General features: G+C 63.4%; 13 protein-coding genes and 1 rRNA gene. 10 read left to right on the forward strand and 4 right to left on the reverse strand.

Features of this window, described 5'->3' with window-relative positions:
* Nucleotides 1–3 precede the first annotated feature (3 nt).
* The 4 genes from rrf to LGM89_RS36930 all read left to right on the forward strand — a co-directional run bounded on the left by rrf (nucleotide 4) and on the right by LGM89_RS36930 (nucleotide 1,618).
* A 5S ribosomal RNA gene (rrf, locus tag LGM89_RS36915) occupies nucleotides 4–116 on the forward strand.
* 251 nt (nucleotides 117–367) lie between these two features.
* On the forward strand, nucleotides 368–772 hold the full coding sequence (gene cueR, locus LGM89_RS36920) for a Cu(I)-responsive transcriptional regulator (protein ID WP_041493104.1): 405 nt from the start codon (nucleotides 368–370) through the stop codon (nucleotides 770–772).
* 215 nt (nucleotides 773–987) lie between these two features.
* Nucleotides 988–1,134, forward strand: a complete 147-nt coding sequence (locus LGM89_RS36925; RefSeq protein ID WP_006478295.1) for a DUF3563 family protein — start codon at nucleotides 988–990, stop codon at nucleotides 1,132–1,134.
* 115 nt (nucleotides 1,135–1,249) lie between these two features.
* Nucleotides 1,250–1,618: a hypothetical protein gene (locus LGM89_RS36930; protein ID WP_226275809.1), complete on the forward strand. Its 369-nt coding sequence runs from the start codon at nucleotides 1,250–1,252 to the stop codon at nucleotides 1,616–1,618.
* Between the two features lie 15 nt (nucleotides 1,619–1,633).
* Here the strand turns inward: LGM89_RS36930 and LGM89_RS36935 are convergent, their stop codons facing one another.
* Both LGM89_RS36935 and LGM89_RS36940 read right to left on the reverse strand, forming a co-directional pair.
* On the reverse strand, nucleotides 1,634–2,479 hold the full coding sequence (locus LGM89_RS36935) for a 23S rRNA (adenine(2030)-N(6))-methyltransferase RlmJ (RefSeq protein WP_069248449.1): 846 nt from the start codon (nucleotides 2,477–2,479) through the stop codon (nucleotides 1,634–1,636).
* 112 nt (nucleotides 2,480–2,591) lie between these two features.
* Nucleotides 2,592–3,563 (reverse strand): potassium channel beta subunit family protein, encoded by a 972-nt coding sequence (locus tag LGM89_RS36940; RefSeq protein WP_226275811.1) that lies wholly within the window; start codon nucleotides 3,561–3,563, stop codon nucleotides 2,592–2,594.
* Between the two features lie 164 nt (nucleotides 3,564–3,727).
* Between LGM89_RS36940 and LGM89_RS36945 the strand changes: the two genes are divergently transcribed.
* Nucleotides 3,728–4,516 (forward strand): 3-hydroxybutyrate dehydrogenase, encoded by a 789-nt coding sequence (locus LGM89_RS36945; RefSeq protein WP_047851422.1) that lies wholly within the window; start codon nucleotides 3,728–3,730, stop codon nucleotides 4,514–4,516.
* Between the two features lie 122 nt (nucleotides 4,517–4,638).
* On the opposite strand, the gene LGM89_RS36950 is transcribed toward LGM89_RS36945, so the two are convergent.
* Nucleotides 4,639–5,838 (reverse strand): amino acid aminotransferase, encoded by a 1,200-nt coding sequence (locus tag LGM89_RS36950; protein WP_089495227.1) that lies wholly within the window; start codon nucleotides 5,836–5,838, stop codon nucleotides 4,639–4,641.
* A 267-nt stretch (nucleotides 5,839–6,105) separates the two neighbouring features.
* Between LGM89_RS36950 and uvrB the strand changes: the two genes are divergently transcribed.
* From uvrB to LGM89_RS36975, 5 genes are all read left to right on the forward strand, one after another.
* Nucleotides 6,106–8,196 (forward strand): excinuclease ABC subunit UvrB, encoded by a 2,091-nt coding sequence (gene uvrB, locus LGM89_RS36955; protein WP_089495226.1) that lies wholly within the window; start codon nucleotides 6,106–6,108, stop codon nucleotides 8,194–8,196.
* A 219-nt stretch (nucleotides 8,197–8,415) separates the two neighbouring features.
* Nucleotides 8,416–8,967: an iron transporter gene (locus tag LGM89_RS36960; RefSeq protein ID WP_021163417.1), complete on the forward strand. Its 552-nt coding sequence runs from the start codon at nucleotides 8,416–8,418 to the stop codon at nucleotides 8,965–8,967.
* A 55-nt stretch (nucleotides 8,968–9,022) separates the two neighbouring features.
* On the forward strand, nucleotides 9,023–9,355 hold the full coding sequence (locus tag LGM89_RS36965) for a cupredoxin domain-containing protein (protein ID WP_027786891.1): 333 nt from the start codon (nucleotides 9,023–9,025) through the stop codon (nucleotides 9,353–9,355).
* Between the two features lie 58 nt (nucleotides 9,356–9,413).
* Nucleotides 9,414–10,256 (forward strand): FTR1 family iron permease, encoded by an 843-nt coding sequence (locus tag LGM89_RS36970; protein WP_027784952.1) that lies wholly within the window; start codon nucleotides 9,414–9,416, stop codon nucleotides 10,254–10,256.
* A complete protein-coding gene (locus tag LGM89_RS36975) occupies nucleotides 10,253–11,650 on the forward strand; it encodes a 4Fe-4S binding protein (RefSeq protein ID WP_226275812.1) in 1,398 nt (465 codons plus the stop codon). Before LGM89_RS36970 ends, LGM89_RS36975 begins: the two co-directional genes overlap by 4 nt.
* Before the next feature lie 114 nt (nucleotides 11,651–11,764).
* Here LGM89_RS36975 and LGM89_RS36980 read toward each other — a convergent pair.
* Nucleotides 11,765–11,855, reverse strand: a 91-nt coding sequence (locus tag LGM89_RS36980; protein ID WP_206139067.1) for an integrase core domain-containing protein, incomplete at its 5' end; no start/stop codon positions are given.

Raw genomic sequence — 11,855 nt, forward strand, 5'->3', positions numbered from 1 at the left:
TTGCCTGATGACCATAGCGAGTCGGTCCCACCCCTTCCCATCCCGAACAGGACCGTGAAACGACTCTACGCCGATGATAGTGCGGATTCCCGTGTGAAAGTAGGTAATCGTCAGGCTCCCTAAGCCAAGAACCCCCGCCCGAAAGGCGGGGGTTTTTGCATTTCAGCGGCGGAAATGCATGTGTGGTGAGAGAAGAGCGCTCCATCCCTCACATCCCAACGGCACGCACGCAGATCAATCAGCCTCCATCCTGCATCGATCCTTACCCCGGAACGAAACCACACGATTTGATACGATCGACGTGTCGTCGGCGATTGCACACGTCGACGTTCATGTTCGAAACCAGGGCTTGATGGAGAGAGCAGGAATGAATATCGGCGACGCGTCGCGCGAATCCGGAGTCAGCGCAAAGATGATTCGGTACTACGAACAGGTGGGCCTGCTGGCGCCAAGCAAGCGTACCGACGCCGGCTACCGGATCTACGGCGCAGACGAGATCCATATCCTGCGCTTCATCCGTCAGGCGCGACGCCTTGGCTTTCTCGTCGAGGACATCCGCAAGCTGCTGATGCTCTGGCAAGACCGTTCCCGCGCGAGCGCCGAAGTGAAGTCGATCGCCCTCGAGCACGTGGCCGAACTCGACAAGCGCATCGCCGAGCTGAGCGACATGCGCGACACACTGGCCGATCTTGCTGCGCACTGTCATGGTGACGGGCGGCCCGAATGCCCGATTTTGGCGCGTCTGTCCGACCCTGTCGGTGAACCAAATTAGTGCGTTCTCTCGACGTCCCAATCAGGCATTGACTCGATTTTCATAAAAATCAATGGGTTATGAGGTGGCGTCGGCCGGCCATTCCGATTTGGAATGGTTTCCATGCAAGTATTTCACTAGCATCTTGGTGCGGCATCGCTATAATTCGGGATAACCCTATACGGGAAATCCCTGAACACCGATTCACCAGGGGTCCCCCTTCCTTGGAGAATGTCATGATTGCCTACATCGTCGAAAAGCTGAGCAACTGGTTCGAATCCGCAGAACGTGAACGCCGTGAGGCCTACCTTGCCACGTCGTCGGACATCGTCCAGCTCGAGAGCCGCATCCGTTCGCTCGAAACCAACGGCTACTCGCTGTAATCGGAGTCACCGTCAGGTGCCACGTGGTACCGAACGATAAGCAAGCCCCGTATTTGACGGGGCTTTGTTTTTTTGTGCGTCGGATCTGGCGCAATCGTCAGTGCAGCGCTATGGTATGCACCTGCTTTTCATCCTGAAGGACACGATCATGCGTTTGCGTCTCGATGTGCGTCGAAGTGCCCGCGCGCGTCTCGTTCTGGGCGCGGCGGTGCTGGTCCATGGCCTCGCGGCTGTTGCTGCGACGTCGTCCAAGCCGCTGATTCTCGATACGCAACGCGGTATCCAGGACGGCAAGGGCGGGTTGGTGCTGCAGACGGCACCGTTGTCTTCCGAGCCGATCGTCGAGCCGGCAGGGATGCGGACTCCGGCCGGGCAGGCGCCGAACACGTCGGTTCCGCTGTTTGTCGCGCCGTATATCAATGTCCCCGCATGGGGTGGGCAGCCGGTCAACCAGCCGAGGCTCGCGCCGAGACCTCAGCCGTAACGGCCAGTCGCCCGATCAGTTTCCGCGGTGCTCGATCTGGCAGCGGGCGCCGCTATCCTGTCCGAGCATCTCGACCAGGTAGGGCAGTGCCTCGTTCATGCTCTGGGCGAGCGTATACGGCGGATTCAGAATGAACATCCCGCTGCCGTAGAGACCCAGCCCGTCAGTCGGCGGATTCGATACCGTCAGTGTCAGGTGCAGCCAGTTGTTCGGTTGCAGGCGCTTCAACTGCTCGGGAAAACGCTGCGATTCCGTCCGGGTCACCTGCGGGTACCAGACTGCATAGCAGCCCGTCGCGAAACGCTTCAGACACTCCGTCACGCAAGCCACCGTGCGCGCGTAATCCTTCTTGTCCTCGTAGGACGGGTCGATCAGCACGAGTGCGCGTCGCGGCGGCGGCGGCAGCAGCGCCTTGATGCCTTCGAAGCCGTCGCCGGCGAAGATCATCGCGCGTCGGCCTGCATCGCGGAAATTGTGACGCAGCACGTCGATTTCCGTCGTGTGCATTTCGAACAGGCGCATGCGGTCCTGCTCGCGCATCGATCGCCATGCGATGTAGGGCGAACCCGGGTAGAAGCGCAGTTCACCGTCGTCGTTCAGCGCGCGTACTTCATCCACATAGTCGCCCAGTGCCTCCGGCAGGTTTTTTTCGTTCCACAGTCGGCCGATGCCGGTGTCGAATTCCGACGTCTTCGCCGCGTAGCCGTCGCGCAGCGAGTACACCCCGGCACCTGCATGCGTGTCGATATACCAGTAAGACTTGTCCTTCTTGTTCAGGTAGCGCAGCAGCTGGACGACGACGGCGTGCTTGAGCACGTCCGCGTGGTTGCCTGCGTGAAAACCGTGACGATAACTGAGCATGGCGGGCTGCCTGAAACGAAAGGTGAATCGATGAAAGCGGTCGATCGTGCGCGGCCGTCAGGCCGGGCGCCGATGCGGGCCGCGTATTGTACGCGAGTGATCGCGTGTCGCCTTACTCGTACGCATCGCCGACCACCTCCTCGATGTGTTGCTTCACATCCGGCGTCAGCTTAGCGGCAACGTCGAGCGCGCGCATGTTGTCACTGATCTGCTCGATCCGCGACGCGCCTGTGATGACTGAACTCACACGCGGATTGGCGAGTACCCACGCGATCGCGAGCTGGGCCGTGCTGCGACCGAGCTCGGCTGCAATTGTGCCGAGCCGTTCGACGATGTCGTTGGCGGCCGGATTGGTCAGGCGGTCGCGCATCCAGTCGTAACCCTGTAACTGGGCGCGGCTGCCGGGCGGCACGCCGTTACGGTACTTGCCGGTGAGCAGGCCCGATGCCAGCGGGCTCCAGGTCGTGAGGCCGAGACCGTAGTCTTCGTAGAGCCGCGCATATTCCTGTTCGACCCGCGTGCGGTGGAACAGGTTGTACTGCGGCTGCTCGACGACCGGCTTGTGCAGGTGATGCCGCTCGGCGATCTCGTACGCAGCACGGATCTCGTCGGCACTCCATTCCGACGTGCCCCAGTACAGCGCCTTGCCGCGTACGATCATGTCGCTCATCGCCCAGACGGTTTCCTCGATCGGCGTGTTCGGGTCGGGGCGATGGCAGTAGACGAGGTCGACATAGTCGAGTTGCAGCCGGCGCAGCGAGCCGTCGATGGCGTTCAGCAGGTATTTCCGGTTCAGCGTGTGATACTGGTTCGGCGCTTCGGCGAGCCCCCAGAAGAGCTTCGTGGACACGATGTAGCTGATGCGCGGCCAGTCGAGCGCCTTGAGCGCGTGGCCCATGATTTCCTCGGATTTGCCGCCGGCGTAGACCTCGGCATTGTCGAAGAAATTGACGCCAGCGTCGCGCGCCGCAGCCAGGCACTCACGCGCGACCCGCTGGTCGACCTGGTTGCCGTAGGTCACCCACGAACCGAGCGAAAGCTCGCTGATCTGCAGACCGGAGCGGCCTAGTCGTCGATAGTGCATGCGAATCTCCTGCGTGACAGAACCGACCTTAAGCTTAGACGTTTTGCGCGCGAACGGCGGGGCCGATCGTGCACAATGACGGCTGGCCCGCCAGTACGATCGCGCGACGGTAGCGGATGTGGCGGGCGCGTGTTTTATCGATCCGATAACGGGAGGAGACGGACATGGCAGCAGATCTGAGCGGCAAGACCGCAGTCGTCACGGGCGCCGCGAGCGGCATCGGCAAGGAAATCGCACTCGAGCTCGCGAAAGCGGGCGCGGCCGTCGCGATCGCCGACCTGAACCAGGACGGCGCGAACGCGGTCGCCGACGAGATCGTCAAGGCGGGCGGCAAGGCGATCGGCGTCGCGATGGACGTGACCAACGAGGAAGCCGTGAACAGCGGGATCGACAAGGTGGCCGAAACGTTCGGCTCGGTCGACATCCTCGTGTCGAACGCGGGCATCCAGATCGTCAACCCGATCGAGAACTATTCGTTCGCCGACTGGAAGAAGATGCAGGCGATCCACGTCGACGGCGCGTTCCTCACGACCAAGGCCGCGCTGAAGCACATGTACAAGGACGATCGCGGCGGTGTCGTGATCTACATGGGTTCGGTGCACTCGCACGAAGCGTCGCCGCTGAAGTCGGCGTACGTGACGGCCAAGCACGGCCTGCTCGGCCTGGCCCGCGTGCTGGCGAAGGAAGGTGCGAAGCACAACGTGCGCTCGCACGTCGTGTGTCCGGGCTTCGTGCGCACGCCGCTGGTCGACAAGCAGATTCCGGAGCAGGCGAAGGAGCTCGGGATCAGCGAAGAGGAAGTGGTGAAGAAGGTGATGCTCGGCAATACGGTCGACGGGGTGTTCACGACCGTTCAGGACGTCGCGCAGACGGTGTTGTTCCTGTCGGCCTTCCCGAGCGCCGCGCTCACGGGCCAGTCGTTCATCGTCAGCCACGGCTGGTTCATGCAGTGATGCGGGGGGGCGGGCGGGGTCGCTGCTCGCCGGTCAATGGCATAAAAAAACGCGCTCCTCGGAGCGCGTTTTTCATTTTGGCAGGGCGGGGCCGATGACGGCTGCCGCCTGCTCTTGCCGCATTACTTCAGGACGGCTGCGACAGCATTGGCGACCACGTCGAGATTGCGCGTGTTCAGTGCTGCGACGCAGATCCGGCCCGTGCCGACTGCATAAATGCCGAACTCATCGCGCAGGCGATCGACTTGTGCCGAGGTCAGGCCCGAATACGAGAACATCCCGCGCTGCGCGTTGATGAAGCTGAAGTCGCGATCGACGCCGCTTGCCTTCAGGCGCTCGACGAGACCATTGCGCATTGCGCGGATGCGATCGCGCATTTCACCGAGTTCCTGCACCCACGAAGCGTGCAGTTCCGGCGATGCGAGCACCGCTGCGACCACGGCGCCGCCATGGGTCGGCGGGTTCGAGTAGTTCGTGCGGATCACGCGCTTCAGTTGCGACAGCACGCGCGACGCTTCTTCCTTGCTCGACGTGATGATCGACAGTGCGCCGACGCGCTCGCCGTACAGCGAGAACGACTTCGAGAACGACGACGACACGAATGCGTTCAGGTCAGCCGCGGCAAACAGGCGCACGGCAGCGGCATCGGCCTCGATGTTTTCGCCGAAACCCTGGTAGGCCATGTCGAGGAACGGCACCAGGTCGCGTGCCTTCACGACGTCGACGACCTGTTGCCATTGCGCTTCGGTCAGGTCCACGCCGGTCGGGTTGTGGCAGCACGCGTGCAGCACGACGACCGTACCTGCCGCGTAGCTGTTCAGTGCCGACAGCATGCCTTCGAAGTTCACGCCGTTGGTGGCGGCGTCGTAGTACGGGTATGCGACGACTTCGAAGCCGGCTGCTTCGAACAGCGCGCGGTGGTTTTCCCAGCTCGGATCGCTGATCGCGACCTTCGCGTTCGGGTTCAGGGTGCGCAGGAAATCCGCGCCGATCTTCAGTGCACCCGTGCCGCCCAGTGCCTGGGCCGTGACCACGCGGCCGGCTGCGATCAGCGGCGAGTCATTGCCGAGCAGCAGCTTCTGCACGGCCGCATCGTAGGCGGCGATACCGTCGATCGGCAGGTAGCCACGCGGCAGGCCGGCCTCGACACGTGCCTTCTCCGCATCGCGAACCGCGCGCAGCAGCGGAATCTTGCCTTCTTCGTTCGTGTACACACCGACGCCGAGGTTGACCTTGGTCGGACGCGCATCGGCGTTGAAGGCTTCGTTCAGGCCCAGGATCGGGTCGCGGGGAGCAAGCTGGACAGCGGAGAAGAGCGACATGATGATTCGGCAGTAGTGAAAAGAGGGTCAGGCTTTCAACGGGCGGGGCGGGCGCGGTGGATGGACCGCGCGCAGGCAGGCACGACGCCGGAAAGCGCAGCAGCCTGACATTGTAGCGAATTCACGCAGGCGGGGGCGGCGTTTCGGCGGCGAAATTCGGCCGGGAATCGCGATTTCGGGCGGCTGTCGCGCGTCAGGAGCCGGCAGCAGTTCGCGAGGCCGCGAAGCGCTAGAATGCTTTCTTTGCCCTCGCTCCGGCCGCATTCCATGTCCGAACATAAAGCCGAAACCGGCGACGCGCTCGACGAATCGAAATTCGTGACCTTCGAAGGGTCGCCGTTCCAGCTGTATCAACCGTATCCGCCCGCAGGCGACCAGCCGACCGCGATCGAGACGCTCGTCGAAGGGGTCGAGGACGGTCTCTCGTTCCAGACGCTGCTCGGCGTGACGGGCTCGGGCAAGACCTTCACGATGGCGAACACGATCGCGCGGCTCGGCCGCCCGGCGATCGTGTTCGCGCCGAACAAGACGCTCGCCGCGCAGCTCTACTCGGAATTTCGTGAGTTCTTCCCGCGCAACGCGGTCGAGTACTTCGTCTCGTACTACGACTATTACCAGCCAGAAGCGTACGTGCCGCAGCGCGACCTGTTCATCGAGAAGGACTCGTCGATCAACGAGCACATCGAGCAGATGCGGCTGTCCGCGACGAAGAGCCTGATGGAGCGTCGCGATGTCGTGATCGTCGCGACGGTGTCGGCGATCTACGGTATCGGCAACCCGTCCGAATACCACCAGATGATCCTGACGCTGCGCGCCGGCGACAAGCTCGGCCAGCGCGACGTGATCGCGCGGCTGATCGCGATGCAATACACACGCAACGAGCAGGACTTCCAGCGCGGCACGTTCCGCGTGCGCGGCGACACGATCGACATCTTCCCGGCCGAGCATGCGGAGTTGGCCGTGCGCGTCGAACTGTTCGACGACGAGGTGGAGACGCTGCAGCTGTTCGACCCGCTGACCGGGCGCGTACGGCAGAAGATCCCGCGCTTCACCGTGTATCCGTCGTCGCACTACGTGACGCCGCGCGACACCGTGATGCGCGCGGTCGAGACGATCAAGGACGAATTGCGCGAGCGGCTCGAGTTCTTTCACCGCGACGGCAAGCTCGTCGAGGCGCAGCGCCTCGAGCAGCGCACGCGTTTCGATCTCGAGATGCTGCAGGAGCTCGGCTTCTGCAAGGGCATCGAGAACTACTCTCGGCATTTCTCGGGCGCGGCGCCCGGCGATCCGCCGCCGACCCTCGTCGACTACCTGCCGCCCGATGCGCTGATGCTGCTCGACGAATCGCACGTGCTGATCGGCCAGTTGAACGGCATGTACAACGGCGACCGCGCGCGCAAGGAAAACCTCGTCAACTACGGGTTCCGACTGCCGTCGGCGCTGGACAACCGGCCGCTCAAGTTCCCGGAGTTCGAACGCAAGATGCGCCAGGTCGTGTTCGTGTCGGCCACGCCGGCCGACTACGAGAAGCGCGTGACCGGGCAGATCGCCGAACAGGTCGTGCGGCCGACGGGCCTGGTCGATCCGGAAATCGAAGTGCGGCCGGCGAGCTCGCAGGTCGACGACGTGCTGGCCGAGATCAACGCGCGCGTGAAGGCCGAGGAGCGCGTGCTGATTACCGTGCTGACGAAGCGCATGGCCGAGCAGCTCACCGAGTTTCTGGCCGATCACGGGGTCAAGGTGCGTTACCTGCACAGCGACATCGACACGGTCGAGCGCGTCGAGATCATCCGCGACCTGCGGCTCGGCACGTTCGACGTGCTGGTCGGGATCAACCTGCTGCGGGAAGGGCTCGACATTCCCGAGGTGTCGCTCGTCGCGATCCTCGACGCGGACAAGGAAGGCTTCCTGCGCGCGGAGCGCTCGCTGATCCAGACGATCGGCCGCGCGGCGCGGAACGTGAACGGCAAGGCGATCCTCTACGCGGACAACATGACCGAGTCGATGAAGCGCGCGATCGGCGAGACCGAGCGGCGCCGTGCGAAGCAGATCGCGCACAACGAAAAGATGGGCATCACGCCGCGCGGTGTCGTGAAGCGCATCAAGGACATCATCGACGGCGTCTACAACGCGGACGAGGCACGCGCGGAGCTGAAGGAAGCGCAGCAGCGCGCGAAATTCGAGGACATGTCGGAAAAGCAGCTCGCCAAGGAAATCAAGCGCCTCGAGAAGCAGATGGCCGACTACGCGAAGAACCTCGAGTTCGAGAAGGCCGCCGCGACCCGCGACCAACTTGCGCTGCTGCGTGAGCGCGTGTTCGGCGCGAACGTCGGCGATCACGTCAACGGTGGCCGGTAAATCTTTCCAAGCGTCACCGAAACCCTGCGGTAACGAACCTGTAAGCCTTGTCGGATCAGGGGTTTACACGGCTCTTCGTTTGTTCCGAAACAGGTTCGGTGCTAAACTTCGTGATTATTGAGAATTGTTCGCATTAACGTTCTTCGTCGCGTTAGTGTTTTCAGTGGGCCGGCCGTTAGTCGGTCCGCATGGTTCCAGATCAAATAACAAGGAGTGTCCATGTTGGGTTCTTCGTTCATCCGCACGACGGTTGCGGTAGCGGCGGCGCTTGCCGCGATGTCGGCCTCGGCTGCCGAATATCCGATCGGCAAGCAGCAGATCCAGGGCGGCATGGAAATCGGCGCGGTGTACCTGCAGCCGATCACGATGGACCCGGAAGGGATGATGCGCAAGGCGTCGGATTCCGACATCCACCTCGAGGCCGACATCCATGCGGTCAAGAACAACCCGACGGGTTTCGCGGAAGGCGACTGGATGCCGTACCTGCAGGTCACGTACAAGCTGACGAAGCAGGGCGACACGAAGTGGAAGGCTGAAGGCGACCTGATGGGCATGGTCGCGAGCGACGGTCCGCACTACGGCGACAACGTGAAGCTGAACGGCCCGGGCAAGTACCACCTGACGATGGTCGTCAAGCCGCCGATGCAGACGGGCCACATGGCGTTCGGCCGTCACATCGACAAGGAAACGGGCGTGGGCGCATGGTTCAAGCCCATTACCCTCGAGTACGACTTCCCGTTCGCCGGTATCGGCAAGAAGGGCGGTTACTGATCGGCGGCATCACGAACGGCGCGCTTCGGCGCGCCGTCGGCGTAGAGAACCCAGAATGAAAATTCCCCAGAAAATCGTTGCCGCAGCCGCTGCGTTGTGGCTTGCCGGCGCAGCGTACGCTGCCGATCTGCCGACGTTCAAGCTCGAGATGACGGACGGCAAGCTGAATCCCGCCCGCATCGAAGTGCCGGCCGGCCAGCGTTTCAAGATCGAGATCAAGAACACCGGCAAGGGCGCCGCCGAATTCGAGAGCGTGCAACTGCGCAAGGAGAAGGTGCTCGCGCCGGGCGCCGATTCATTCGTTGTCGTCGCACCGTTGTCACCGGGTGAATACAAGTTTTTCGACGATTTCCACCAGCAGGCGCAGGGCGTGATCGTCGCGAAGTAATGCGTTTTATCTGCGCGCGGGCGCACCTGCCCGGTGTACCGCGCGTCAGGAGGTATCGATGGGTCAGATCTTGTTCATCGTCTGGCGGGAGAGCGTCGAAGCGCTGCTCGTCGTCGGCATTCTCTATGCATGGCTGAAAAACGGCGACGACGACGCGCGCCGCGGCCTGCCTTTTCTCTGGGCCGGCGTCGGCGTCGGCCTGCTGATGGCCGTCGGCCTTGGTGCCGCACTGGTCGGTTTCACCGAAGTGCTGTCCGGCGACGCGCAGGACTACTTCCAGACCGCCATGGTGCTGATCGCATGCGTGCTGATCGTGCAGATGGTGCTGTGGATGCGCCGGCACGGCCGCACGCTGAAGCGCGACATGGAGCAATCGCTGCAGCAGAGCACGCGCGATTCGAACTGGTGGGGTGTCGCGGTGCTGGTCGCGCTCGCGATCGCGCGCGAAGGCAGCGAGACGGTGATCTTCCTGTACGGTCTCGGTTTCGGCCAGTCGGGTCACGTCGACGGCAGCCAGATGCTCGCGGTCGTGATCGGCCTCGGCCTCGCGTTCCTCACGTTCTATCTGCTGCAACTCGGCGGCAAGTACTTCTCGTGGCGGCATTTCTTCCGCGTCACGGAAGTGATGCTGCTGTTCCTCGGCGCAGGCCTGTTCCAGACCGGCGTCGACAAGCTGATCGACAAGGAAATCCTGCCGCTCGGCATTTCGCAGGTGTGGGACACGTCCGCGATCCTCGATGATTCGGGTACGTTCGGCTCGCTCGTCGCCACGCTGACCGGCTATCGTGCTCATCCCGCGCTGACCAACCTGGTCGCGTATGCGGTGTACTGGGCGGTGGTCTGGCTGCTGATGAAGCGCGCGAGCCGTCGTCCGGCGGTCGCGGCAGGTCGCGCGGCATGAGCGTTGTCGCCGCAGCCAAGCAGGGCTGGCTCGCGCAGGCCGGCCAATGGATGCAGCGCCACGGTGCGTTGATCCGCGGCATCCAGTGGGCCGTCGTCGCCGTCTATGCGTTCCTGATCATCGTGCCGGCGGTGTTGCCGCTGCCGGACGACTCCGCACATCTGTGGAATAACCTCACGCTGATCGCGCAATTCACGTTCTGGGGCATCTGGTGGCCGTTCGTGCTGCTGTCGATGGTGATGCTCGGCCGTGTCTGGTGCGGCGTGCTGTGTCCGGAAGGTGCGCTCACCGAATTCGCGAGCAAGTTCGGCCGCGGCGGCCCGATTCCGCGCTGGATGCGGTGGGGCGGCTGGCCGTTCGTCGCGTTCGGGCTCACGACGATCTACGGGCAGATGGTGAGCGTGTACCAGTACCCGCTCGCGGTGCTGTTCGTACTCGGCGGCTCGACCGTCGGCGCGATCGTGATCGGCTTGCTGTACGGCCGCGAAAAGCGCGTGTGGTGCAAGTACCTGTGCCCGGTGAACGGCGTGTTCGGGCTGCTCGCGCGGCTCGCACCGATGCGCTACAAGGTCGACGAGGATGCATGGCGCCGGTCGTACAAGAACGGCGAGCATGGCCATCGCGTGATTCCGATCAACTGCGCGCCGCTCGTGCCGTTGCGCAACATGAAGGGCGCGGCGGACTGCCACATGTGCGGCCGCTGCAGCGGGCACCGGGATGCGATCTCGCTGTCGTTGCGCTCGCCGTCCGACGAGGTCGTGAACCTCGGCGCGCAGCAGGCGAACCCGTGGGACACCGCGCTGATCCTGTACGGCCTGCTTGGCGTCGCGATCGGTGCGTTCCACTGGACCGTCAGCCCGTGGTTCGTGCAGATCAAGCAATGGCTCGCGGGCTGGCTGATCGACCATGACATCACGTGGCCGCTCGAGACCAATGCGCCGTGGTTCCTGCTCACGCACTATCCGGATCGCAACGACGTGTTTTCGTGGCTCGACGGCGGGCTGGTCATCAGCTACATCGTCGGCACGGGGCTCGTGTACGGCACGGCACTGCTGGTGCTGCTGGCCGGCGCGACGCTGATGCTCGGCCGCTTCGATCGCGTGCGGCTGCATCATCTTGCCCAGGCGTTGATCCCGATCGCGGGTGCGGGCGTATTTCTTGGCCTGTCGGCCACGACACTGTCGTTGCTGCGTGCCGAGCATGTACCGCTCGGCTGGGCGACCGATGTGCGCATCGCGATCCTGGTCGGCGCCAACGCATGGAGTGCGTGGCTCGCGTGGAAAGTGACGGGCCGCTATGCGGGCTGGCCGCGCCGGCTTGCGGCATTCGCGTGGTTCGCCGTCGCGCTTGCCGTCATCGACAGCGCATGGTGGTTGATGTTCTGGGGTTTCTGAAGCGGATCGCGTGCCGCTTCGGCGGTCGCGCAGCGACGCGGTAACGAACCCGGGCGGCATACTTCACGCGTCGGGCACTGTCAAGTCCTGGAATAGGTTGACAGTATCCAGGCGCTAGAACGCCCGATGCACCGCATCGGGCGTTTTGTATTTCAGAGCCGTATGCGGTCGCTCATGGTTGTAGATGTGCACCGACTGTTCGACC

Origin of the sequence: Burkholderia sp. AU31624, assembly GCF_020420065.1 — a bacterium.
Taxonomy (GTDB): Bacteria; Pseudomonadota; Gammaproteobacteria; order Burkholderiales; family Burkholderiaceae; genus Burkholderia.

Excerpts from the sequence above, each read along its gene's own strand:
- LGM89_RS36970 (WP_027784952.1), top strand. The coding sequence starts at position 9,414 with ATGGGTCAGATCTTGTTCATCGTCTGGCGGGAGAGCGTCGAAGCGCTG.
- LGM89_RS36960 (WP_021163417.1), top strand. The coding sequence starts at position 8,416 with ATGTTGGGTTCTTCGTTCATCCGCACGACGGTTGCGGTAGCGGCGGCG.
- LGM89_RS36945 (WP_047851422.1), top strand. The coding sequence starts at position 3,728 with ATGGCAGCAGATCTGAGCGGCAAGACCGCAGTCGTCACGGGCGCCGCG.
- LGM89_RS36950 (WP_089495227.1), bottom strand. The coding sequence starts at position 5,838 with ATGTCGCTCTTCTCCGCTGTCCAGCTTGCTCCCCGCGACCCGATCCTG.
- LGM89_RS36940 (WP_226275811.1), bottom strand. The coding sequence starts at position 3,563 with ATGCACTATCGACGACTAGGCCGCTCCGGTCTGCAGATCAGCGAGCTT.
- LGM89_RS36930 (WP_226275809.1), top strand. The coding sequence starts at position 1,250 with ATGCACCTGCTTTTCATCCTGAAGGACACGATCATGCGTTTGCGTCTC.
- LGM89_RS36935 (WP_069248449.1), bottom strand. The coding sequence starts at position 2,479 with ATGCTCAGTTATCGTCACGGTTTTCACGCAGGCAACCACGCGGACGTG.
- LGM89_RS36975 (WP_226275812.1), top strand. The coding sequence starts at position 10,253 with ATGAGCGTTGTCGCCGCAGCCAAGCAGGGCTGGCTCGCGCAGGCCGGC.
- LGM89_RS36925 (WP_006478295.1), top strand. The coding sequence starts at position 988 with ATGATTGCCTACATCGTCGAAAAGCTGAGCAACTGGTTCGAATCCGCA.
- LGM89_RS36965 (WP_027786891.1), top strand. The coding sequence starts at position 9,023 with ATGAAAATTCCCCAGAAAATCGTTGCCGCAGCCGCTGCGTTGTGGCTT.
- cueR (WP_041493104.1), top strand. The coding sequence starts at position 368 with ATGAATATCGGCGACGCGTCGCGCGAATCCGGAGTCAGCGCAAAGATG.
- uvrB (WP_089495226.1), top strand. The coding sequence starts at position 6,106 with ATGTCCGAACATAAAGCCGAAACCGGCGACGCGCTCGACGAATCGAAA.